General features: G+C 58.0%; 19 protein-coding genes and 3 tRNA genes. 10 read left to right on the top strand and 12 right to left on the bottom strand.

Annotated elements, in window-relative coordinates; translation table 11 throughout:
- Positions 1 to 75: 75 nt before the first annotated feature.
- Entirely contained in the window at positions 76 to 1,398 is a 1,323-nt protein-coding gene (locus tag ACYQ1A_RS02515) for an MFS transporter (RefSeq protein ID WP_499359956.1), read from the top strand.
- Positions 1,399 to 1,400: 2 nt separating this feature from the next.
- Here the strand turns inward: ACYQ1A_RS02515 and ACYQ1A_RS02510 are convergent, their stop codons facing one another.
- Together ACYQ1A_RS02510 and glgX are read right to left on the bottom strand one after the other, a co-directional pair.
- Complete coding sequence (locus ACYQ1A_RS02510; protein ID WP_499359955.1) at positions 1,401 to 2,108, bottom strand: PAS domain-containing protein; 708 nt, start codon at positions 2,106 to 2,108, stop codon at positions 1,401 to 1,403.
- Positions 2,108 to 4,291: a glycogen debranching protein GlgX gene (glgX, locus tag ACYQ1A_RS02505; protein ID WP_499359953.1), complete on the bottom strand. Its 2,184-nt coding sequence runs from the start codon at positions 4,289 to 4,291 to the stop codon at positions 2,108 to 2,110. The genes ACYQ1A_RS02510 and glgX overlap by 1 nt, the downstream gene beginning before the upstream one ends.
- 238 nt (positions 4,292 to 4,529) lie before the next feature.
- On the opposite strand from glgX, the gene ACYQ1A_RS02500 reads away from it, so the two are divergent.
- The 4 genes from ACYQ1A_RS02500 to ACYQ1A_RS02485 all read left to right on the top strand — a co-directional run bounded on the left by ACYQ1A_RS02500 (position 4,530) and on the right by ACYQ1A_RS02485 (position 7,242).
- Positions 4,530 to 5,084 (top strand): DUF4142 domain-containing protein, encoded by a 555-nt coding sequence (locus ACYQ1A_RS02500; RefSeq protein ID WP_499359950.1) that lies wholly within the window; start codon positions 4,530 to 4,532, stop codon positions 5,082 to 5,084.
- A 32-nt stretch (positions 5,085 to 5,116) separates the two neighbouring features.
- Positions 5,117 to 6,052, top strand: a complete 936-nt coding sequence (gene galU, locus ACYQ1A_RS02495) for a UTP--glucose-1-phosphate uridylyltransferase GalU (RefSeq protein WP_499359948.1) — start codon at positions 5,117 to 5,119, stop codon at positions 6,050 to 6,052.
- A gap of 242 nt (positions 6,053 to 6,294) precedes the next feature.
- Positions 6,295 to 6,459: a DUF1328 family protein gene (locus tag ACYQ1A_RS02490; protein ID WP_083458852.1), complete on the top strand. Its 165-nt coding sequence runs from the start codon at positions 6,295 to 6,297 to the stop codon at positions 6,457 to 6,459.
- 135 nt (positions 6,460 to 6,594) lie between these two features.
- Positions 6,595 to 7,242, top strand: coding sequence for a response regulator (locus ACYQ1A_RS02485; protein WP_053937138.1), 648 nt, complete (start codon positions 6,595 to 6,597; stop codon positions 7,240 to 7,242).
- On the opposite strand, the gene ACYQ1A_RS02480 is transcribed toward ACYQ1A_RS02485, so the two are convergent.
- The 4 genes from ACYQ1A_RS02480 to ACYQ1A_RS02465 form a co-directional block, all read right to left on the bottom strand.
- Positions 7,235 to 8,392: a cation diffusion facilitator family transporter gene (locus tag ACYQ1A_RS02480; protein WP_499359944.1), complete on the bottom strand. Its 1,158-nt coding sequence runs from the start codon at positions 8,390 to 8,392 to the stop codon at positions 7,235 to 7,237. The two genes, ACYQ1A_RS02485 and ACYQ1A_RS02480, sit on opposite strands and share 8 nt — an antisense overlap.
- 1 nt (position 8,393) lies before the next feature.
- Positions 8,394 to 9,713 carry an ABC transporter ATP-binding protein gene (locus tag ACYQ1A_RS02475; protein ID WP_499359943.1) on the bottom strand — a complete coding sequence of 440 codons (1,320 nt, stop codon included), beginning with the start codon at positions 9,711 to 9,713 and terminating at the stop codon, positions 8,394 to 8,396.
- A gap of 69 nt (positions 9,714 to 9,782) precedes the next feature.
- Complete coding sequence (locus ACYQ1A_RS02470; RefSeq protein WP_499359941.1) at positions 9,783 to 11,516, bottom strand: ABC transporter permease; 1,734 nt, start codon at positions 11,514 to 11,516, stop codon at positions 9,783 to 9,785.
- Positions 11,517 to 11,559: 43 nt separating this feature from the next.
- Complete coding sequence (locus tag ACYQ1A_RS02465) at positions 11,560 to 12,114, bottom strand: DUF4337 domain-containing protein (protein ID WP_062223224.1); 555 nt, start codon at positions 12,112 to 12,114, stop codon at positions 11,560 to 11,562.
- A gap of 356 nt (positions 12,115 to 12,470) precedes the next feature.
- Here ACYQ1A_RS02465 and ACYQ1A_RS02460 point away from each other — a divergent pair, with 356 nt between their 5' ends.
- Positions 12,471 to 12,962, top strand: coding sequence for a hypothetical protein (locus ACYQ1A_RS02460; protein WP_499359938.1), 492 nt, complete (start codon positions 12,471 to 12,473; stop codon positions 12,960 to 12,962).
- 35 nt (positions 12,963 to 12,997) lie between these two features.
- On the top strand, positions 12,998 to 13,444 hold the full coding sequence (locus ACYQ1A_RS02455) for a c-type cytochrome (protein WP_499359936.1): 447 nt from the start codon (positions 12,998 to 13,000) through the stop codon (positions 13,442 to 13,444).
- 477 nt (positions 13,445 to 13,921) lie between these two features.
- On the opposite strand, the gene ACYQ1A_RS02450 is transcribed toward ACYQ1A_RS02455, so the two are convergent.
- The 6 genes from ACYQ1A_RS02450 to ACYQ1A_RS02425 all read right to left on the bottom strand — a co-directional run bounded on the left by ACYQ1A_RS02450 (position 13,922) and on the right by ACYQ1A_RS02425 (position 17,795).
- A tRNA-Glu gene (locus tag ACYQ1A_RS02450) sits at positions 13,922 to 13,997 on the bottom strand.
- A gap of 45 nt (positions 13,998 to 14,042) precedes the next feature.
- Positions 14,043 to 14,119: transfer RNA gene (locus ACYQ1A_RS02445), tRNA-Arg, on the bottom strand.
- 62 nt (positions 14,120 to 14,181) lie between these two features.
- A tRNA-Ser gene (locus ACYQ1A_RS02440) sits at positions 14,182 to 14,275 on the bottom strand.
- A 303-nt stretch (positions 14,276 to 14,578) separates the two neighbouring features.
- The gene (locus ACYQ1A_RS02435) at positions 14,579 to 15,805 is read right to left on the bottom strand and encodes an aspartate kinase (RefSeq protein WP_499359934.1); all 1,227 of its coding nucleotides are present in this window, start codon (positions 15,803 to 15,805) and stop codon (positions 14,579 to 14,581) included.
- A 183-nt stretch (positions 15,806 to 15,988) separates the two neighbouring features.
- Entirely contained in the window at positions 15,989 to 17,059 is a 1,071-nt protein-coding gene (alr, locus tag ACYQ1A_RS02430; RefSeq protein WP_499359932.1) for an alanine racemase, read from the bottom strand.
- Between the two features lie 58 nt (positions 17,060 to 17,117).
- Positions 17,118 to 17,795 (bottom strand): DedA family protein, encoded by a 678-nt coding sequence (locus ACYQ1A_RS02425; RefSeq protein ID WP_499359930.1) that lies wholly within the window; start codon positions 17,793 to 17,795, stop codon positions 17,118 to 17,120.
- 402 nt (positions 17,796 to 18,197) lie between these two features.
- Here ACYQ1A_RS02425 and lplT point away from each other — a divergent pair, with 402 nt between their 5' ends.
- From lplT to ACYQ1A_RS02410, 3 genes are read left to right on the top strand one after another with little or no spacing between them, the layout of a single operon-like run.
- The gene (lplT, locus tag ACYQ1A_RS02420; protein WP_499359928.1) at positions 18,198 to 19,490 is read left to right on the top strand and encodes a lysophospholipid transporter LplT; all 1,293 of its coding nucleotides are present in this window, start codon (positions 18,198 to 18,200) and stop codon (positions 19,488 to 19,490) included.
- A complete protein-coding gene (locus ACYQ1A_RS02415; RefSeq protein WP_499359926.1) occupies positions 19,483 to 20,625 on the top strand; it encodes an efflux RND transporter periplasmic adaptor subunit in 1,143 nt (380 codons plus the stop codon). Before lplT ends, ACYQ1A_RS02415 begins: the two co-directional genes overlap by 8 nt.
- A gap of 58 nt (positions 20,626 to 20,683) precedes the next feature.
- On the top strand, positions 20,684 to 23,800 hold the full coding sequence (locus tag ACYQ1A_RS02410; protein WP_499359925.1) for an efflux RND transporter permease subunit: 3,117 nt from the start codon (positions 20,684 to 20,686) through the stop codon (positions 23,798 to 23,800).
- The last annotated feature ends 45 nt before the right edge of the window (positions 23,801 to 23,845 follow it).

The raw sequence follows: 23,845 nt of genomic DNA, 5'->3' as shown, positions 1-23,845 counted from the left end.
CATAAAAATCATGGGCGACGCGCTCGCGAGGCGCCGTTACGCCCCTGTCAATCGCACTCTCATGGAAAGTCGTATATGCAAACCCCTGATCTGGCAACACCGCTGCCCGCCGCCGTGGCAGCACAGAAACCCACGCGCCGTCGCTATCTGACACTGCTGATGATCTTTGTCACCGTGGTCATTTGCTACGTGGACCGTGCCAACCTCGCCGTGGCCTCGGCACATATCCAGAAGGAATTCGGCATCAGCCGCACGCAGATGGGCTATATCTTTTCGGCCTTTGCCTGGACTTATACGGCCTTCCAGATTCCGGGCGGCTGGTTTCTGGATCGGGTCGGCTCCAGGCTCACCTACTTTATTGCCGTGATGGGCTGGTCTATCGCCACCTTGTTTCAGGGCATGGCCGGCGGCCTTGCCTCGCTGATCGGGCTACGCGCACTCACCGGCCTGTTTGAAGCGCCCGCCTTCCCCACCAATAACCGCATGGTCACCAGCTGGTTTCCGGAGCAGGAACGCGCTTCGGCGGTGGGCTTTTACACCTCGGGCCAGTTTGTCGGGTTGGCGTTTCTGACGCCGCTGCTGATCTGGGTACAGGAATCACTGAGCTGGCACTGGGTGTTTATCCTTACCGGCGGCATCGGCATGCTGTGGGCGCTGGTGTGGCACTTTGTGTATCAGCCCCCGCGTAAAGCCCGTGGCATAAACCAGGCGGAGCTGGACCATATCGCTGCCGGTGGCGGCATGATCGATGGCGACGCGCCATCAACGCAGAAATCGCGCGGCGTGGTCACGGCGGCGGACTGGAAAATGATTTTTAACCGCAAGTTGATCGGCGTTTATGTCGGCCAGTTTGCCATCGCGTCCACGCTGTGGTTCTTTCTGACCTGGTTCCCCAGCTATCTGACTCAGGAAAAACATGTCAGCGCATTGACCGCGGGCTTTATGACCACGGTGCCTTTCCTTGCCGCCTTTGTCGGGGTGCTGCTGTCGGGCTATGCCGCGGACCGTATGGTGCGCGCGGGCAAGTCCATCGGTTTTGCGCGCAAGACGCCGATCATTTGCGGCTTGTTGCTGTCGACGTGCATCATCGGCGCCAATTACACCGATGACCCGCTCTGGATCATGACGTTGATGGCCATCGCCTTCTTCGGTAATGGCTTTGCCTCGATCACGTGGTCGCTGGTTTCATCGCTGGCACCGGTGCGGCTGATCGGCCTGACCGGGGGCGTGTTCAATTTTGCCGGCGGCCTCGGCGGCATTACGGTGCCGCTGGTGATTGGCTATATCGCTCAGGATTACGGCTTTGCTCCAGCACTGATCTACATCTCGCTGGTGGCACTGGTCGGCGCCCTGTCGTACATCTTTCTGGTGGGAGACGTACGCCGGGTCGGCGAATAAGTTCAGGCCGGTCTGCTCTGGCGGCGCGCGTGTTGCGCCGCCGCCTGCAACTGGCCCGACAAGGCACCCGCCTGCTCCACCGCCATCCGCACCGCTTGCAGATGATGCTGCGCCTTGCTGCCCGGCACCGGCGTCTTCTGCAGCGAGCGGGTCAGCAAGCTAAGCTGGCCCAGCATTACCTGCAACAGATTATTGAAGTCATGCGCGGCTTCGCTGCTGATATGGCCATCGCCGCCGGCGTCACGGGCATGGCGCAGCGCTTCGGCGGCGGCGTGCCGTTGCGTGACGTCGCGCTGCGAGCCAAGGAAATAGCGCAGCTCTCCGTCCTGATCAAATACCGGCGAGATAAACAAGGCATTCCAGAACGGCGTGCCGTCTTTGCGGTAATTGAGTATTTCGACTGCAATTTCGCGCGGCCAGTCCAGCGCGTCCGTCAACTGCAAGACGATGTCGGCGCGCGTGCCCGGCCCTTGCAGAAAATTGCAGTTGCGGCCCACCACCTCGTCCACGCTGTAGCCGGTCAGATGCGCAAAAGCGGCATTGGCAAACACCAGGGGATGGCCTTCGCTGCGCGCGTCGGCCATCACCATCGGAATACGCGTCTTTTGCAACACGGCATAAAACACGTCGCCTTCCCCGTACGCCGCAAACTGGCGCAAAGCGTCGGCATGCGGCGCGGGGCGGCGGGGAGCGGTGGGCTTGTTCAACATCAGGCCGATGCCTTGCCCAGTAGTTTTTGTTCCACCGACTGCGAGAAGCTTTCGGTATCGCCCTGCGCCTCGCGACGGAACAACACAAACGAGCGGCCGGTCACCTGGAATTGATCGCCACCATTAAAAGTCGGCAAAGATTCCGGCTCCGGATTATTGGTATCAATCAGGCAAGTCCATTGTTTGTCCGATTCAAAATCAGGCAATTTGAACTCGACCATATCGTGCCAGGCATTGAACACCAGCAACAAGGTGGTATCGGATGCTGGCTTCATGATGGCGCTGACGGCGGCGCGGCCATCGATCAGCATGCCAAAGCAACGCATATTGCCTTCGCCCCACTGTTCGCCAGTCAATTCTTCACCCGCGGGCGACAACCACGTCACATCTTTGGTCTTGAGCTCGTCATTCCATTCCGCAGTCAAAAAGCGACCACGGCGCAATACCGGAAACGACTGGCGCAGCAGAATCAGCTTTTTAACAAAGCGTTGCAAGGCCGCGCCCTTGTCATCAATGCCGGCCCAATTCAGCCAGCTGATTTCGTTATCCTGGCAATAGGCATTGTTATTCCCCCCTTGCGAATTGCCGAATTCATCGCCGGCCAACAGCATGGGGGTGCCCTGGCTAAGCAGCAGCGTTGCCAATAAATTGCGCTTTTGTCTTTCCCGCAGCGTGATGATGTTGGCGTCATCGGTGTCGCCTTCGGCACCACAATTCCACGAATGATTATTGGAACTGCCGTCCTGATTGTTTTCACCATTGGCTTCGTTGTGCTTGTCGTTATACGAAACCAGATCGTTCAAGGTAAAACCGTCGTGCGCGGTAATGAAGTTGACACTGGCCCACGGGCGGCGGCCACGTTGATTAAACAGATCGCCCGAGGCGGTCAGGCGCGTTGCCAGCTCCGGCGATTTGCCTTCGTCACCTTTCCAGAAGCTGCGCACGGTATCGCGAAAGCGGTCATTCCATTCGGCCCAACCCGGCGCAAAGCCGCCCACCTGATAGCCGCCAGGACCGCAATCCCACGGCTCGGCAATCAGTTTGACGCTGGACAGGATGGGATCCTGGCGACAGCTCTGCAAAAAGCCGCAGCTCTCGTCAAAGCCGTATTCTTCGCGACCAAGGATGGTGGCAAGGTCAAAGCGAAAGCCATCCACACCCATTTCGGTGGCCCAATACCGCAGGCTGTCCGTCACCATTTGCACCACACGCGGATGGCTCAAATTAACGGTATTGCCGGTGCCGGTATCGTTGATGTAATAGCGACGTTGATCCGGAATCAAGCGGTAATAGCTGGCGTTATCAATGCCTTTAAAACTCAGCGTCGGGCCGAGCTCATTGCCTTCGGCAGTGTGGTTGTACACCACATCCATAATCACTTCGAGACCGGCCTTGTGAAACTGCTTGACCATCTCTTTGAATTCGCTGATCGAATCGCTGGAAAAATAACGCGGATCGGCGGCAAAGAAGCCCAGGGTGTTATAGCCCCAGTAATTGGTCAGGCCACGGTCCAGCAAATAACTGTCATTCACAAAGGAATGGATCGGCAGCAATTCAACGCTGGTGACGCCCAGATCCTTGATGTATTTGATGACATCGGGCTGGGTCAAGGCCGCAAAAGAACCGCGCAGTTTCTCCGGCACTTTCTCGTTCATTTTGGTAAAGCCATGCACGTGCAATTCATAGAGCACGGTGTGTTCCCATGGCACACGTACGGCGCTTTCATGCGTCCATTCAAATTGCGAGTCGACCACCACGCATTTAGGCACAAACGGCGCGCTATCGCGTTCGTCAAAGCTCAGATCGGCATCGTCGTGGCCCAGGGTATAGCCGAATACTTCGGGCGCCCATTTCAGTTCGCCGATATGGCGGCGCGCGTACGGGTCGAGCAGCAATTTATTGTGGTTAAAGCGGTGGCCGTTTTCCGGGTCGTACGGGCCATATACGCGATAACCGTAAACCAGGCCCGGGCCTACGTCGGGTAGATAACCGTGCCAGACTTCATCGGTAAATTCGGGCAGTTCAATGCGCTCGATTTCCTTGCTGCCGGTTTCATCGAATATGCAGAGTTCGACCTTGGTGGCGTGGGCCGAGAACAGCGCAAAGTTGACGCCTTTGCCATCCCAGGTGGCGCCACGAGGGCCGGGATTGCCTTCGGTCATGCGGGTGCTTGAGGTCACCATTGTTGAGCCTGCGGGGGTGGTTATGAGATTGAGCGCAACTGTGCGGCAAGCCCCGCATTGCAACAATTGTGCGCAAGAGGAAACGACTATAGGAATGCGCCTACTTGGCACCCAGGCTGTAGTCGGCGGCCCGACACGGATCGTCTGTTTGTGACTACGCCAGCTTGCGCGGCTGTTTGACGGCGGCAAAGAAGGCTGACGCCTAGCATGGTTCCATCATTAAAAAGGAGTGATGGCCATGAAACTTGCACTCGAAGCCGCTGTGCTCGCCGCCGTCATTGGCCTGGGCGCGGTGGAGATCGCACATACCGCCGACCCCGCCTCCGCCACTCAGGCCGCCAATCCGTCCGTGGCCGCCCCGGATATCAAATTTATGGAGCTGGCCGCACGCTACGCCAACGCCGATATCCAGCTGGCACAGATCGCGCAAACCCAGGCCAATATTCCTGAAGTCAAAGCCTTTGCGCAGCAGATCATTACGCTGCAGCAAGCGCATTTGCAGGCGCTGGACAAGCTGGCCAAAAACAAGGGCATTGTGCTGCCCAGCGAACCGGATGCGGAGGCATTGACGCTGGCCAAACATCTAAAGACGCAAAAGAGCCCGATGTTTGAGCACGATTATCTAAGCCTGGGCGTTGCCAAGAAAAAGCTCGATGCGCAAACGCTGTATCTGGATGAAACCGAGCACGGCAAAGATGCCGATATCAAAGCCATTGCACAAAGCTCGATGCCGATACTGGATGACCAGTTATCCATGGCGCGCAAACTGCTGGCCAACTCGCGCAGCGAATAACAACCCATCTATCAGCACGGAGGAGTTTGATCATGCCTGCGCAGCCCGTACGCAAAGCAGTGTTTCCGGTGGCCGGTTTTGGCACACGGTTTTTGCCGATGACCAAAGCATCGCCCAAAGAAATGCTGCCCATCGTCGATAAACCGCTGATCCAGTACGCGGTAGAAGAAGCCGCCGCCGCGGGCATTACGCAAATGATTTTTGTGACCGGGCGCGGTAAACGCAATATCGAAGACCACTTTGATAAAGCGTATGAGCTGGAAGCCGAGCTGGCCGCGCATGGCAAAGATGAATTGCTCAAACAAATCCAGTCTGTCATTCCGGACAACCTGAGCTTTACCTATACCCGCCAGGTGGAACAACGCGGCCTGGGCCATGCGGTGTTATGTGCGCAGCCGCTGGTGGGCAATGAGCCATTTGTGGTTATTCTGGCCGATGATTTAATCGATGCTGAAACACCGGCTATCCGCCAATTACTGGATGTCTATGAGGAATATTCCTGCAGCGTAATTGGCATGCAATCCGTACCGGCAGAAGATACCAAACAATACGGCATCATTTCGGGTTCAGAATTAGGCCCACGTTTATATAGTCTGGATGGCATTGTTGAAAAACCTGATCCAGCTGATGCGCCTTCCAATTTTGGCGTTGTAGGCCGATACGTATTTACGCCGGATATATTTGAGGTATTGGCGCAGACTGCGCCGGGCAAAGGCGATGAAATCCAGCTGACCGATGCCATCGAAACCTTGCGCAGCCAGGGCAAACCCATCCGTGCTTATGCCTTTGAAGGTGAACGCTACGACTGCGGCAGCAAACTGGGCTATCTGTGCGCCACTGTGGACTACGGTCTGCGCCATCCCGATCTGGGCGCGGCCTTCGCGCGCTATCTGGGAGTAAACCTGCCGTACACGCCACATCGAGTCAAAGTGGATGACCCGGGCGCGGACGGCACGCCGATTATCTAGCATATGCAAAGGCGGGATTAGACCCGCCTTTTTTGTATTATTTTCTTCAATATTATTGATTGATGTTTTTGTCGGACAAATCCGCTTTATGTCCCGTAAAGATGACGAAAACTGTAGGACGCAGCCGACCGCTTAATCAGCCCTGAATCAATGGGTTTTTAACGGCTAATGTTTAGAATGCAAAGCGTGGAGTCCGGAAACAATATTGGACAACCTTAATCCAGTACCAGGAGGAAATGATCATGCTTCACTATGCCGTCGTATTCTTTATTATCGCCATTATTGCTGCCGTATTCGGCTTCGGTGGAATTGCAGCAGGCGCCGCAGATATTGCTCGTATTCTGTTCTTCTTGTTCCTGGTTATTTTCCTCGTCAGCGTTGTGCTGGGCTTTATGCGAGGGTGGTAACGAGGTCGCAGTGAGATAACCGCCAGGCGCGAGTGCCCTAACTGGCACGGCCCCTGGCGGTTTTCTATTGTTTAGCAACAAGCGCCGTCGCCTGGCCTGCCCATCCGGCCGGGTTGGACTAAGTACAGGGAAGTCATGACCGCTCCAGATCACGTTCGCATCCTGGTTGCCGATAGTCATCCTATCGTGCGCCTGGGCGTTGCCGACTCTATCCACACCGAGCCCGACCTTAAGGTCACCGGTGAGGCTGCCAGTGGCGACGAAGTGATTTCTTTGCTGCGCAAGCATCAATATGACGTGATCTTGCTGGACATTGCCATGCCGGGCAAAAACGGACTGGATACCCTGCACGCCATCCGCCAGATCGAACCGGCCCCCGCCGTGCTGATCTTTAGCGAATACCCGGAAAGCCTTTACGCCATCAGCATGCTACGGGCCGGCGCCAAAGGTTTTATCAGCAAGTCAGATCCGCCAGCCGCATTAACCGGCGCCATCCGCCGCGTGGCTTCGGGTAACCATTATCTGAGCGATGCCACGCTCAACCAGTTGGTGAGCCAGGTGACCTTATCCAGCGACCGACCTATGCACGAAACGCTGTCCGCGCGTGAATTCCAGATTTTTTATCGCATTGCTATCGGGCAAGATCCGATGCAGATTGCCAAAGAACTTAATCTTTCGGCCAAGACGGTCAGCAGTTATCGCAGCGGCATTCTGCAAAAAATGGGCTTTGGCTCTAATGCCGACCTGATCCGTTATGCGATCCGCGTCGGCATCGTCAAATAAGCGCAGCCGCTTGCCACAGCGTCAGCTTGACCGGACAACGCAAAGCACCGGATAACTGCTGCTCGATGCTGGCCGTGGCCGGAATCTGCAGGCCCGCAGCCAGGCGCAATTCCAGTTCCAGCGTGCCGTTGATGTAATGCAGCACCACTTGCCAGCCACCCTGCTCCACGTCCCCCAGCAAACCACTGAGCGCCGCCACCACATCGCGGCGGGTGGGCAATGGCACATCGGCCGGCGAGTCCATTTCGCGCGGGTCGATATGCACCTGCACATCCAGCACATCAAACTGCGCGAGCACTGCGCGCCGCGCCAACACCGCCACGTGATGGCCCTCGCTGACACTGATGTGGGCGTCGACTTCCAGATGTACATCCACCAGCGCCGAATCGCCCATCTTGCGCGTGCGCAGATCATGCGCATTGAGCACGCCCGGCGTGTTTTCCAGCACTTTGCGTATCGCATCGACCTGCGGCGGGGGCAGCGCGCGGTCCATCAGATCGTTGAGGGCATCCCAACCAAAGGTCCAGCCCATGCGCCCCACCAGCACGCCAACAATGATCGCCGCCAGCGGATCGAGCACCGGAAAACCAAGCAGATTGCCGATCACACCCAGCGCCACCACCAATGAAGACGCCGCGTCCGAGCGGGCGTGCCATGCATTGGCCATCAGCATGCTGGAATTGACGCGTTTGGCCTCGCGCATCATGTAACGGAACAGGCCCTCTTTGGCGACGATGGCCGCCACCGCCACCCAGAGGGCGACGGCATGTACTTGCGGGATATGGCTGGGGTCCTGAATACGTTCCACCGCGCGGAACAACATCACACCAGCCACGCTCAGCAACAACACGCCCAGCGCCAGCGATGCGGCGTTTTCAAAGCGGGCGTGGCCATATTGATGGTCGGCGTCGGCGGCTTTGTGGCTGTGTTTGTTGGCAAACAGCACCACAAAATCCGAAAGCAGATCCGACAAGGAATGCAGACCGTCCGCGATCAAACCTTGCGAATGCGCCAGCACGCCGGTGACCAGCTGGCCTATGGTCAAACAGATATTCACCCACACGCTCACCCAGCTGGAACGCGAGGCAATGGCCTGGCGTTGTTCGCTACTGAGCGAGGGGGTATCGCGGTTTAGATCGACGCGTGACAAATCAGCTTTCTGCCTCTTCGGATTCGGGTTCGTCTTCTTCCGGCAAGCGGATCAGACCGGTGTGGAAACCATATTCATAGACTTCGCCATAGCGGCCCCATTCGATGGCCACCTTGAGCACGCGTTCGGCTTCGTCGGCATCCATAGACTCGCGCAGCATGCGCAAGAACGGCTCTTCTGGCAACTCGCCCGAATCACTGCTATCAAGGCTATGGCGGATATGGGCCGCCAGGGGCACGTGTGCCAACAGTTGCGTACCAAAGATTTGCTGGCGCTCGGTATTTTCGGCCTGCACATAACGCTGGCCCAGCGGCGTGGTTGCAATATCGCCATGCGCCACCTGCGCCAGCCCGAGCAAATGCAGCGCATCGGTCAGCGGCAGCAATTCATCGTCGGTCAGCTCGGTTTCTTCACCCAGAGCCGGCAAATCAGCACGGCCATTGAATGGCGGCTCGGACAACATTTCCAGCAAGCTTTCCATACGGCTGACGTCGGCTTCCGGCAAACGATAGGCCAGATGCAGATCGCTGGTGCCCTCGGTGGTTTTGCCGGCACGGGTACGCGCCGTCATCAGGGCGTACACCTCGTCGATCAGGCTGCGCACTTCTACGCTTTCCGGATTGCGCGGACGCGGCAACGAGATGCGTAGTTCGGCGCGCACGCGGCCCGGATCGCTGGCGAAAATAAGCACGCGATCGGCCATCAACACGGCTTCTTCGATATTGTGCGAGACCACCAGAATGCCGCGCATCGGCGTTTGTTTGCTCTCCCACAACTCCAGCATGTCGTCGCGCAATTGCTCGCCGGTCAACACATCGAGCGCAGAAAACGCTTCGTCCATCAGCAGGATATCGGGCTCCACCACCAACGCCCGGGCTATGCCGACGCGTTGGCGCATGCCGCCCGATAATTCACGCGGCAAAGCGCCGTTAAAGCCGGACAAGCCGATCAGCTCAATCGCTTTTTCGGCGCGTTCTTCGCGCTCGGCTTGCGGCACGCCGCGGGCTTCCAGCCCCAGTTCAACGTTCTGTTGCACGGTAAGCCACGGAAACAAGGCAAACGACTGAAACACCATCGATACGCCGCGCGTAGGGCCATAGATAGGCTGGCCGCGATAATGCACCGAGCCTTCATCGGCCGGTATCAGCCCGGCCATCAGCCGCAGCAGCGTGGACTTGCCGGAGCCAGACTGGCCGAGCAAAGCGACGATCTCGCCTTCGGCCAGGGTGAAATCAACGTCCTCCAGTACCGCGCGCTGGGTGCCGTCGGCCGAACGGAACGATTTGCCGACGCCTTTCAATTCAATCAATGCATTTGCCATTCTGGTTCTCCCGCCTGCTGCGGTGTATTCGTTATGCTTGCGCCCTGATTTTGCTGCGTCCGCATGCGCTCAGAAATGCATGCGCTCTTCGGCCAGCTTGTACAAGCGGCGCCAGACAAAGTGGTTCAAACCCATCACAAACACGCACATCACGCCGATGCCGAGTGCAATGCGCGGAAAATCACCCACCGCTGTCATATGCGCGATATAGCTGCCCAGGCCGTGCGCTTCCAGCGTGGTATTGCCCCAGGTCACGTACTCCGACACGATGCTGGCGTTCCACGAGCCGCCACTGGCCGTAATGGCCCCGGTCACAAAGCTGGGAAAGACAGCGGGCAACATATAGCGCTTCCACTTCAGCCAGCCCGTCAGGCCGAGGTTGCGCGCGGCATAGCGCAGTTCAGTCGGGATATTGGACGCGCCGGCAATCACGTTGAACAGGATGTACCACTGCGTGCCCAGGATAATCAGCGGCGACAACCAGATGTCTGGATGCAGATTGAATTTGACGATAACCACAACCGCCAGCGGAAAAGTCAGGTTGGCCGGAAACGCCGCCAGAAACTGCGCCACCGCCTGCAAGCGATCGGCCCAGCGCGGGTTCATGCCTATCCACACCCCCACCGGCACCCACACGGCCGCAGCTAGCGCAATCAGCACCATCACCCGCAGCAGCGTGTAGAAGCCAAGCAAAAACACATGCCCGACTTCGGCCAGCCCGACCTCGCTCAGGATAAAGTGCGACAGCCGATAGATTGCGAACAGCGTCAGCGCGGCCACCACGGCATCCCAGACGCGCTCGGCCGTGCTGTTATGCGTGCGCTGGCGCGACATGATCGAGGTGCCGTCGTGTTTTTTGCGGAAATACACAAAGCTGCGGTCGATGACCGAAAAGCCGCGCAGCATCATGGTTTGCATGCGGTCGGTACGGCGCAACCAGGTCAGCAACCACGAAGACTGCCCGCCGGTGCTACCGGTTTCTTCAAAGCGGAATTTGTCGGCCCAGGCTAACAGTGGCCGGAAGAACAACTGGTCGTACAGCAGGATGCCGATCAGCATGGCCAGTATCGCCCAACCGATGGCACCAAGATCACGCGCCTCGATCGCGGCGGAAATATAAGAACCGATGCCCGGCAGTTTGATGTTCTGGTTGGAGACCGAAATGGCTTCGGAGGCCACCACAAAAAACCAACCGCCGGACATGGACATCATCATGTTCCACAGCAGCCCCGGCATGGCATAGGGCATTTCCAGACGCCAGAAGCGATGCCAGCCAGACAGCTGGAAGATGCGTGAAGCTTCTTGCAGTTCGGCGGGCACGGTACGAAAGGATTGGTACAGGCTGAACGCCATATTCCACGCTTGCGAACAGAAAATGGCAAAGATCGATGCGCACTCGACGCCCAGCAGATTGCCGGGAAACAAAGCAATGAAACCGGTGATCGTGATCGACAAAAAGCCCAGCACCGGAATCGACTGCAAAATGTCGAGCATCGGAATCAGGACTTTCTCCGCCGCGCGCACCTTGGCCGCCAGCGCAGCAAACACGCAGGCAAACACCAGCGAGAAGCCAAGCGCAATAAACATGCGCAGCATGGTGCGCAGCAGGTAATACGGCAGCCAGATCGGGTCGAGCGTAATCGGCAACTGGGTGCCGACCTGATACGGCGTGGTCATCTGGCTGGCGCCATAGCCCAGCAGAATCAGCGCGCTGAGTACCAGTGGCAGCAGCGCCCAATCCCATCGGTTGCCGGTGTCGACTACACGGCGCGGCAAAAACTGGAAGCGGTCCAGGTTCATCATTGTTGTTCTCTTTATTGCAAGCGGACCCGCGCCGCAGCGGCGTTCAGGTTAGAACCGCGATAATCCAGTCGGGATGCAAGGGCAGGCTGGCAAACGCCGCCACCACAAAAGCGGCCCCGGTCGCACCAAACACCCAGCTTACCGCCATCAACCAGCGCAAATGCGTCAAGGCGGTGACACCCGCCATGGCAATGGCGATGCTCAACAGGGCATCGGCCAGATCAAACTGGTCATCCCGATAGTTTAGTTTGTCGTAGAGCGCATCTTGCGCCTGCGCGGTGTGGCGTAATTGCGGCACTTCTTTATCGTAGTGCGCCATCTGGCCAGCCAACGTTGCGCGCGCGTGCTGTGCAGGCGCGGCGGACGAAAGCGCCGATATTAGCAGATCGGTGTTTTCAAGCTGATGACGTTTAAGCCGGGTCGACTGATATTCGTTCCAGGTATCCAGCGCCTGCATCTTGGCCTGCTGCATCGCCTGCACAATATTGTCGTCCTTGATTTTGGCCATACCCATAATCACCGACAGGATTAAAACAGTCAGACCCACCCACTGGTTCAGCCTGCGCTCGCCGCTTTCTACCGATACATCCACATCCATTGCCTTAGCTGCCTGTCTGATGGTCAGCACCACTCAACGCCGTAAGCATCCTCCGGTTTACCTGACGCACACAAATAATCCGGGCGATCACAGCGGGGATGTTTATAGGGCATGCCCGCAATCCGCCGATTGGTAATAAGTCTTGTCATCGGGGCATTAACACGGCGCGTTGTTCAGGTGCATTTCCCTGATCGTTCTTATCCGGCAGGCTGGCCCTCTCTCCCGGCCTGGCCGGCTTTTATGCCGCGCAGACTCCGGAAAAAGACCGAGCAGAGGCCGAATAAATCAAGGCGCGTCAGGCCGACGCCAGCCGCTACAGCTAGAATCAGATTTTGTCGTCGCCAGGTCCGTCTTCCGTGCCCTACTCCCGTCGCCCTACCTGGTTTAGCTTGCCGCTGGCATTGCTGATCGAGCTGCAAGCCTGGCTTTGGACGCACGTGCGCCCACTGGTGGAAGCGTTTTTAACTTTGCCGGTATGGCGGCGTCTGAGTTTGTGGTCATTTGCATGGTTATCGCGCCGGCCACCATGGCAGGCGATGCTTGTGGTCAGCGCCTTGTTTATCGCGTTTGAACCCCCCAAGGTGCTGGCGTATTACTGGATGGCCCGGCACCACTGGATTAGCGGTGGGCTGCTGTATAGTGCGACCAAACTGCTGGAAGCCGGCCTGGTGGCAGTCATCGAGCGCGCTTGCCGACCTGCCTTGCGTAAGGTGCCGTTATACCGGCGTATTTATATATTGATTGCCCGCGCCCGCCGCTGGGCGCGCAACCGATCCCGCCCCTGGCGCATGCGGTTACGCAAATGGCGGCGGCGCATGTTGCGGCTGGCCCGGCCGCCGCGACACTGATACACCTTTTCATCTCATAAACAGAAATGTATTCAATGACCGCTCGAATTGTTAGTTTGCTGGTGTGTGTAGCCCTACTCTCCGCCTGTAGTCACGAAGACCCGAATTCGCCGGTGTACAAGCGCAAACAGGTTTTTAAACAAATGCTGCATACCAGCCAGGAAATGCGCGACATGTTGCGCGGCGAATCCGACTGGAAAGCCGATAAATTCTCGGCCGACGCCGAGCAATTGCAGATCCTGGCGCATCAGCCCTGGCAGTGGTTTACCGAGCTGGGCAAAGACGACAGCAAGACGGCCGCCAAAGCGGGCGCCATCAACCTGAACCGCGCCGACTTCGACCGCGACGCCAAAAATCTGCAAGACGCCGTGGACCAGCTCAAACTAAAAGCCGCCACCCGCGACCCCGCGCAAATCCGCCCCGCTTTCGACGCCGTAGAAAACCGCTGCACCGAATGCCATAAGCAGTTCCGCGATTTTTAAACTGCCGCGTGCGTGAACACTGAGCCGGACTTGATGCTGTCATGTCCGGCTTTGTTTTTGGGGGGCGTACGGGCCTGGCGTTGCTGCTCGGTTAGTTGGGCAAACTGCGCGTGCTAAAACGAGACCGGTTTTGATTGGCTTTTGTTAGCTGGATGTTGCGGGCAGAATGTGCGGCTTTGTTGGCTTGGTGCAGGAAGGACGGTATGCAGGAAGACCATGCCGCACTCGGCACTCGACAAGGGCCAACGGTTTTGAGATGGCGAGCGAAGCAAGCCGCAACAGCGAAGCGCATTGCGTAAATGCCAGCAAGTAAGCAGCAATCGATTCAACAGCGGGGAAGTTCAGCGATGGTGAGGGCGTAGCGAGCGGTCGCAGGTTGAAGGCCGCCGGAACGGAGCAACCGGAGTGGCCATGCGGGCCATGAGGATTGCGAGTACCGCCGGACTTCAAGATGCGTCCGCGCAGTAGCCAACAGTGTGGCGTCCCCACGGGGATTCGAACCCCGGTTATCGCCGTGAAAGGGCGGTGTCCTAGGCCTCTAGACGATGGGGACGAGGCGATATTGCATCAAGCAATATGGACAACAGCAAAAGAATGATGGTGCACCCGGAGCGATTCGAACGCCCGACCCTCTGGTTCGTAGCCAGATACTCTATCCAACTGAGCTACGGGTGCACTGTCATTTGCTGCTTTACTACTTCTTACTACACTTGCGAACCGCCTGCGAGTAAGTCCGCTGGCGGAGACGGAGGGATTCGAACCCTCGATACAGGTTTAAGCCCGTATGCTTCCTTAGCAGGGAAGTGATTTCAGCCACTCATCCACGTCTCCGTCAAGGGAAGCGGGATAATACCGTGCAACCCCCAGGCCGTCAACAAAACGAATCAATTAATCCCGATAAAAACGGCAATCGCTTGATTGCTAAAGAAAAACAATTCCACAGAAATTATCGCCACGCTATTCAATCAAGTGCACCGCTGCGATCAATAACCGCATCAAACATTGCAATTAAATGAATAGGCCATGGCCAATGAGGCAAAAACTGCTTTAAACCGCCTGTTAAAAAACAAACAGCCCCTTGTGGCCACGGTAATTAACCGTGCCACAAAGGGCTGTTTTTATTGATCGCAGCGCTTAAGCAGCCTGATCCAGACCAAATGCCTTGTGCAGCACGCGTACGGCCAGTTCCAGGTACTTCTCGTCCACAATGACCGAAATCTTGATTTCGGAGGTCGAGATCATCTGGATATTGATGCCCTCTTCCGCCAGCGTGCGGAACATGGTCGAGGCCACGCCCACATGGCTACGCATGCCCACGCCGACGATCGAGATCTTGCAGATCTTGTCGTCGCCCGACACGCTCTTGGCGCCGATATGGTTCTGTACGCCTTCCAGCACTTTGATCGTGCGCGGCAGATCGTTCTTGGGCACGGTAAAGCTGAAATCGGTAGTGCCGTCCTGACCCACGTTCTGGATGATCATGTCGACGTCGATCAGGGCATCGGCAACCGGGCCCAGAATCTGATAAGCAATACCGGGTTTGTCCGGCACACCGATCACGTTGATACGCGCTTCGTCACGGTTGAATGCGATGCCGGAAACGACGGGTTTTTCCATGTTGCTGTCATCCTCGAAGGTAATCAGCGTGCCCTCGCCTTCATCCTGGAAGGACGACAACACGCGCAATTTAACGTTGTACTTGCCGGCAAACTCAACAGAACGAATCTGCAAAACCTTGGAACCCAGGCTGGCCATTTCCAGCATTTCTTCAAAGGTAATGGTCTTGAGCTTGCGGGCTTCGGGCACCACACGCGGGTCGGTGGTGTAGACGCCGTCGACGTCGGTATAAATCTGGCATTCGTCGGCACGCAGCGCTGCGGCCAGCGCCACGCCCGTGGTATCCGAACCACCACGACCCAAAGTCGTGATATTGCCTTCCGCATCCACGCCCTGGAAACCTGCGACGATCACGACGCGGCCGGCATTCAGGTCGGCGCGCATGTTTTCGTCGTCTATCGACTGGATACGGGCTTTGGTAAATGCACTGTCGGTCAGGATCTTGACCTGGCCGCCGGTATAAGAACGCGCCTCAAGGCCGAGTTCTTTAAGTGCCATGGCCAGCAGGCCAATAGTCACTTGTTCGCCAGTGGACACAATCACATCCAGCTCACGCGGATCAGGGTTGGCCTGAATCTCTTTGGCCAGGGCAATCAAGCGATTGGTTTCGCCGCTCATGGCGGACAACACGACCACCAGATCGTGTCCTTGCGCTTTAAATTTGGCGACGCGCTTCGCCACATTTTTGATGCGCTCCGGCGAGCCGACCGAAGTGCCACCGTATTTCTGGACAATCAATGCCATGATGCAACCTGCTGGTTGATGAATACGAAGTTGTAAATTATTTGATAAAGCGGGTCATTCTAAAGAACAACCCTTGCTTTTTCGAGCCTTGCCCAAATGGGCCCATGCCAGACATTGCCATCGCCATGGCGAAGCACGCAAGTCCGGTTTTTGTTTTAAACGCGGCGGCAGGATCGCTGCAGCTCATGCATCCACAAACGGTACGCGGGTGGTAACCGCGCACATTAATTCATAACCCAAGGTGCCCGCCGCATGGGCGACGGCATCAATGGGCTGGTTTTGTCCCCACAATTCAACTTTGCTGCCTATGCGCGCAGCGGGTACGGCGCTCAGATCAACCGTCAGCATATCCATCGAAACCCGCCCGACCAGCCGCGTTGCTACACCATCGACGGTCACCGGTGTCCCGGTCGGGGCCACGCGTGGATAACCATCGGCGTAACCGCAAGCGACCACGCCTATGCGCATGGCACGATCTGCAGTAAAGGTCGCGCCATAACCCACCTGATCACCGGGCTGCAGATCCTGGATTGCAATCAGTTCGGACTGCAGCGTCATTGCCGCTTGCAGACCGAGATCTTGCGCGCTGCGCTGCGCGAATGGCGATGAACCATATAACACGATGCCGGGGCGGTTCCACTGCGCGTGGGTTTGCGGGTAGGCCAGGGTGGCGGCGGAATTGGCCAGTGACTGCGGCAAAGCCAGCCCTTCGGTTGCGGCTTTGAAACGCGCCAATTGTTGGTCGATGCCCTTCTCGGGTTCGTCGGCAGTGGCGAAATGCTGCATCACCGTCACGCTGGCCACATTGGCGCAACGCTGCAGCCGCGCGGCAAGCTCACGCGCCTGGCTAGCCGGAAAACCGAGACGGTTCATGCCGGTATTGAGCTTGAGAAAGATATTAAGGGGCCGTGCCAGCCGGGATTGCTCCAGCCATTGCAGATGCGTGGGCTGGTGAATGGCGACACTGAAATCATGCTGCGCAGCGGCGATCAATTCTGCCTGGCTGAACACCCCCTCCAGCAGCAGCACCGGTTGTACATGACCCCAGTCACGCAAGGCCACCGCGCGATCAAATTCAAGAATGCCGAAACCGTCCGCGTTATATAACGCTGCGGCCGCGCGTTGCAGGCCATGCCCATAGGCATTGGCCTTGACCACAGCAAACGTTTTGCTGGCAGGCGCAAGCTGGCGTGTCAGTTGATAGTTGTGTTGCAGCGCGGCGCGGTGGATTAACGCCTGGATCGGGCGAGTCATGGTGTGGGGTCAGGTTAGGTGGCAGTACACAGCATTGAGCCGCATTGTGGCACGTTGGTCACTTGGAGTTTTCACCGACCTTGTCGCACAGCAATTTTTTGCCGGGTTCGGCGGGGCCGTGATGCGGATGGTGATGCGCGCGGCGATGGCGCAAGTACCAGATCAGGCTAAAGGTGGCGAGGCCTGCCAGCAGGAACCACATGCCGGTCTGGCCTTTTTCGATGGCACGCTGCAGCCACTCGCGGTTATACGCGCCGTAATAGCCCAGATAGACCCAGATCGGCACGCTGATAAAAGCGGCCAGGCCATCTGCCAGCAAAAAGCGCCAGAACGGCACGCAGCGCGACATGCCCGCAGAAAGATAAATCGGTGTACGCAAGCCAGGCAGAAAGCGCGCTACAAACAAAACGCGATAGCCATAGCGGCGGAATTTGTCCTGTACTGCGGCGTAGCGTTGCGGCGTCATCACATGCGCCACCCAGCGCCATTTCAGCGCTTTCTCGCCAAAGTAACGCCCGATAAAGAACATCAGGGCATCGCCACATAACACCCCAGCCATGCCGACGAAGAACATGGTGTGCTCATTGGCAAAGCCCATGCCGGCGATAATGCCGCCGGCAACCAGGGTAATGTCTTCGGGGATAGGAACGCCAAAGCCGCAGACCACCAGCACGGCAAATACAGCGGCGTAGCCGTAATCAGTAAATACAGGAAGAAGGTATTGCAGAATATCCATCAGAGATAGCCAAACCACCCAGCGTTGCCATAAGGGCGTCTGTTACGCGATGTATTGCGCGGCAGACTTTGTATCCATCTTGTTGCCAGCCAGCGGTTGGTGCGGGGTCTTCCCGTGCCAGGATTTTGCCATCATAGCATGCATCCCCAGGCCCACCACCAGCCTGCGCTGATGATTAGGGCATTGATGTAACAATTGCTCCCATCAAACAGTCCGCCCACGGCTACCGGTTTTTATCGGCCTGGCCGGTACAAACATGATATAAACCGGGCGTCATGGCCGCCCCGCGCGGGCATGGTTCACAACTATTTTCTATAAAAATCGCAGGTTCTGGCTTCGGCGCTGCAACCTCTAAGCCCGATGCCTCTCGAACTACCGACTTCCAGACAGGCTTGGCACGGCATGGATCGTGGTTTTTTCATTATTTTAGGCGCGCAGTTTTTATCGGCATTGGCTGATAACGCCCTGTTTATCGCCGCGCTGGCGCTGCTGCGCGAGCAGAGCGCGCCCGAATGGCATTTATCGATGCTGCTCTGGTCGTTCACCGTTTCTTATGTCGTACTGGCCCCGTTTGCCGGTTCCTTTGCTGATTCCATGCACAAGGGCCGCGCCATGATGATCTGCAACGGCATCAAGATGCTGGGTTGTATCGGCATGTTGTGCGGAGCGCCGCCCATTGTGGCGTACGCGCTGGTCGGCTTTGGCGCTGCGGCTTATTCGCCCGCCAAATATGGTTTGATTACCGAATACCTGCCGCACGAAAAGCTGGTCGAAGCCAATGGCTGGCTGGAAGGTGCCACCGTAGGCGCCATTATTTTTGGCACCGTGCTGGGCGGCGTACTGGTGGGGGATCGTGCCAGCGATTGGTACGATCAATTTGCCGCCAGCGATTTCATGTCTCCCGCGCAATTTGCCATGTGCGCCATCATCGGTTTGTATCTGTGTGCCGCCTGGCTCAACGTCTACATTCCGCGCCTTAAAGTCCATCTCAAACCACTGCATCTCGACCCCATTTTTCTGATCAAGGAATTCTGGTGGTGTGCGCGTCGTTTGTGGCGGGACCCTCAGGGCCAACTGTCGCTCGGCGTGACCACCTTGTTCTGGGGCGCTGGCGCCACCATGCGGCTGGTGGTGCTCAGTTGGGCGATTATCTGGCTGAACTACAGCATGGAACACGCCACCCGCCTGATAGCTGTGGTGGCTTTTGGCACCGCCTTCGGCGCGATCCTGGCGGGCCGGTTTGTCGCGCTGAAAAATGCATTCTCAGTATTGCCCGCGGGCATTCTGATGGGCGTCTCGGTAATGAGCATGCTGTTTGTGCACAGCCCCCTGGTGGCCGCCATCCTGATGTTTATCGTCGGCGCCTTGTCGGGCTGGTTTGTGGTACCGCTTAACGCCATGCTGCAGCACCGCGGCCATATGCTGATGGGTGCGGGCCATTCCATCGCGGTACAAAACTTCAACGAAAACATCGGCATTCTGGTGATGGTGGGTATTCATGCCTTGCTGGTGCGGTTTTTGAGCGGCCCGATTCCGCCGCATGCCACGGCGCTGGTTCGCGATCAATTCGCTGTCAGCGGAATGCCACCCATGCACGTTATCATCGTCGGCTTTGGGCTGTTTGTAGCCCTTGTGATGGTTTGGATTACGCTGCGATTCCGTCGTGGCGTCCGCGACGGGATCATGCATGACTAATAACGATAAGAAGATGCGCCGCAAGGTGCTGCTGCCTGCCACAGCGATTGCCGTAGCGCTGGCATTGGCGGCCTGTTCAGAAAAGCCGGCCGAAGCGCCAAAGCAAAGTGCGATACCGGTCACGGCGGCCACCGTCGCCAGATCGGATATTCCGCTGCATTTGTCCGCCCAGGGCCATATCGTGCCGGTAACCCAGGTGGATGTGCGGCCGCAAGTCACTTCCACTATCCGCAGCGTTGATTTCAAGGAAGGCCAGCAGGTTGAAGCCGGCCAGTTGTTGTTTACGCTGGATGCGCGCGAAGACCAGACCACCGTGGCGCATAACCAGGCGCTGATTGAAAAAACCCGATCTGATCTGGCCAAAGCGCAGCAAGATCTGGAACGCAACCAGGCGCTGGCCAAGGCCGGTTTTGTTTCACCCAGCGCCATCGACACCAGCCGCAATGCGGTGGATAGCCTGAAGGCGCAACTGGCTGCGGCCAATTCCGATCTGGACACCAGCCACGTTAAAGTGTCGTACAGCCGCATTGTGGCACCGTTTGCCGGGCGCGCTGGTTCGACCAATGTGCATCCTGGCAGTCTGGTACAGCCCGCCAGCACCTTGCCGCTGGTGACGCTGATGCAGATTGACCCCATCGACGCCGAATTCACCCTGCCAGAAAAAGACCTGCAACCCGTGGTCGCCGCGCAAAAGAACGGCGTATTGCCGGTGCAGATTCGCTTGCCCGGTGGCGGCAAGCGTAGCGGCAAGCTGATCTTTATCGATAACACGGTCGACCCGACGTCGGGCACGATCCGCATGAAGGCCGAATTCGATAACAAAGACCACGCTCTGTGGCCCGGCTTGTATGCCCAGGTCGAACTGGATGCGGGCGCGCTGCAAGGTGCGCTCAGTCTGCCAGTTGATGCCATCCTCACCGGCCCCGAGCAACGCTTTGTGTATCTGATCAAGCCGGACAACAGCGTGGCCTCCGCACCAGTCAAACTTGAGCGCGTGATTGGCGATACCGCCGTGGTGAGCGGCCTGCAAGCCGGTGCGCACGTGGTGCGCGAAGGTGGGCAGAATCTGCGCCCCGGCAACAAGGTCAAGGTTCAAGCCAGCGGTGTCAAAGCCGCCGAAGACGCCAACAGCTAATCAGCCTGGCGCCGCGTGAGCCGCCCGGCGGCCGCGCGCGCCTGCCTCCGAGGTCATCGTGAATATCTCGACATTCAGTATTCAACGCCCGGTAGCCACGCTATTGCTGTGGATCGCCGTGGTGGTTACCGGTATCGCGGCGTGGTTCAGCCTGCCGATTTCTGCCCTGCCCCGTTACGACTCGCCCGTTATCAGCGTTACCGGCCAATTGCCCGGCGCCAGCCCCGAAACCATGGCCACCTCGGTGGCGCGGCCGCTGGAAAAAGAGTTTTCCACCATTCCCGGCTTGCTGGTCATGACCAGCTCCAGTCTCACCGGCAATTTGTCGATGACGCTGGAATTCGACCCCAGCCGTAGCATCGACGCGGCCTCGGTCGATGTGCAGTCCGCGCTGTTTCGCGCGTCCAAAAACCTGCCGGTGGATATGACCACGCCGCCCGCGTATCGCAAGGTCAATCCGGCCGATGCGCCGATTCTGTTTGTTGGCATCAACTCGCCGTCGATGAGTCTGTCGGATCTGGATGACTACGCCGAGAATCTGTTGTCGCCCGCCATCTCCACCATCAATGGCGTGGCGCAGGTCAACATCCTTGGGCAAAAGCGTTATGCGGTGCGGGTAGAGGCCGATCCGGATCGTTTATCCGCGCACGATATGAGCCTGGCCGAGCTGGGCACCGCGCTAAAAAACGCCAACGCCAATTCGCCGGTGGGCGAGCTGGATGGCCATCGCCAGATGTTGCTGCTGGAAGCCAACAAGCAGCTCAAGAACGCCGCGCAGTTCTCGCAAATCATCATCGCCACGCGTAACGGTCTGCCGGTGCGACTGGGCGATGTCGCCACCGTGCAAGACAGCGTGGAAAACATCAACGCCGGTAGCTGGATTAATGGCGAGCGCTCGATTGTGTTGTCAATCCAGCGCCAGCCCGACGCCAATACTGTGGCCGTGGTCGATGCCATCAAGTCGCAACTGCCGCATTTGCGCTCGCAGATGCCCAGCTCGGTGAATGTGACGGTGCTGAACGATCGCTCGATCTCGATCCGCGATGCGATCCGCGACGTCAACTACACCATGTTGCTGACCATCTTTCTGGTGGTGCTGGTCATTCTGCTGTTCTTGCGCCGCGCCACCGCCACGCTGATTCCGTCGGTGAGTCTGCCGGTGTCGCTGATCGCCACTTTTGCCTTGATGAAGGCGCTTAACTTCAGCCTCGACAACATCTCGCTGATGGGCCTGACCATCGCGGTCGGCATTGTGGTGGATGACGCCATCGTGGTGCTGGAAAACATCGTGCGCCACGTCGAAGAAGGCGTCGCACCGATGCAGGCCGCCATCGACGGCGCCAAAGAAGTCGGCTTTACCGTGATTTCGATTTCGATTTCGCTGATCGCCGTATTTATCCCGATCTTTTTTATGCCCGGCACCATAGGCTTGCTGTTCCACGAATTTGCCGTGGTGGTGTCGCTGGCCATCGTCGCCTCGGCCTGCGCCGCGCTGACGCTGATCCCGCTGCTGGCATCGCGTTTTATCAAACACGAAGACGCCGAAGAAGCCGCCCGCAAAGCCCCCGCCTGGAGCCGTGGCTTTGAAGCGTTGTTTGACCGCACGCTGAAAGGCTACGACCGCACCTTGCATTGGGTGGTTAACGGCCATCGCTGGATTGCGCTGCTGGCGGCCCTGGCCACGCTGATCATTACCATCTGGCTGTATCAGATCAGCCCCAAGGGTTTCTTCCCCGAGGAAGACATCGGTCAGGTGCAGGTGACGACCGAGGCGGCGCAGGACATCTCGTACGACGGCCTGGCGCGGCTGCAGGATATGGCGGCCAAACGACTGCAAGCCGATCCGGCCGTGGCCACCTTGCTGTCCAGCCTGGGCAGCTCGCCCAATAACCCGTCGGCCAATAACACCGGCCGCATGTTTATCAACCTGAAAGCGCGCGATCAACGTGCGCCGATGGCGCAAGTGCTGCAAACCATGCGGCGGGAAGTAGCCGATATCCCCGGCATTGCGCTGTATTTTTCGCCAGTGCAGAACTTGCGTACCGGCGGCCGCAGCAGCAAGAGCCGCTATCAATACACGCTGCAGGCGGTGCACCCGGAAGAGCTGGATCACTGGTCCGACCAGTTGCTGGCCGCGTTGCGCGCCGCGCCTTCGCTGAAAGATGTGAACACCGATGCACTGAAGAACGGTTTGCAGGCGCATCTGGTAGTTGATCGCGACAAGGCCAATCAGTTGGGCGTGGATATGCAGTCACTACGCGACACGCTGTACAACGCGTTTGGCACGCATCAGGTCTCGACCTTGTATTTGCCGCAAGACAGCTATGAAGTGATCCTCGAAATTGGCCAGGAAAACCGTTACGACGAATCCGGCCTCGACAAGCTGAAAGTGCGCAGCAGCACTGGCGCATTGGTGCCGCTGCTGGCCTTGGGCCATATCGAACGCACCAAGGTCAATAGCGCGGTTAACCACCAGGGCCAGCTGCCCGCGGTGACCATCTCGTTTAACCTGACCGCAGGCGCATCACTGTCCGATGCCGCCACCGCCATCGATAACGCGCGCGCAAAAATCGGTATGCCGGATTATGTGTCCGGTGATTTCCAGGGCGACGCGGCGGTGTACAAGCAGTCGCAAGGCAGCCAGATCTGGCTGATCCTGATCGCCATTGCCGTCATCTACGTGGTGCTGGGCGTGCTGTATGAATCGTGGATCCATCCGGTGACGATTCTGGCGGGCATACCCTCGGCATCGGTGGGCGCGCTGCTGGCCTTGCGCGTGTGCAATCTGGAGCTGACCTTTATTGCCATGGTCGGCATCTTGCTGCTGGTGGGTATCGTCAAAAAGAACGCCATCATGATGATCGACTTTGCGCTGGAGGCGCAGCGCCACCAAGGGCTGTCGGCCAGTGATGCGATCTTGCAGGCGTGCCAACTACGCTTTCGCCCGATCATGATGACCACCTTTGCCGCGATGATGGGCGCGCTGCCGATTGCGCTGGGCATCGGCGCGGGCGCCGAACTGCGCCAACCCATGGGCGTGGCGATTGTGGGTGGCTTGCTGATTTCGCAGCTGATTACGCTGTACGTAACGCCGGTGCTGTTTTTGACCTTTGACGGCCTGGCCAGCAAACGCCGCGCCAAACATGAGGCCAAGACCCCGCCTGCGCATGCGTGATACCGGGTTGGCGGGGCCTAGCGCCCCGAAATGTGCGTTGCCCCC

It is taken from the genome of Silvimonas sp. JCM 19000 (assembly GCF_054652575.1).
The sequence above is the reverse complement of the archived record's forward strand: the minus strand, read 5'-3'. Positions and strand labels throughout refer to the sequence as shown.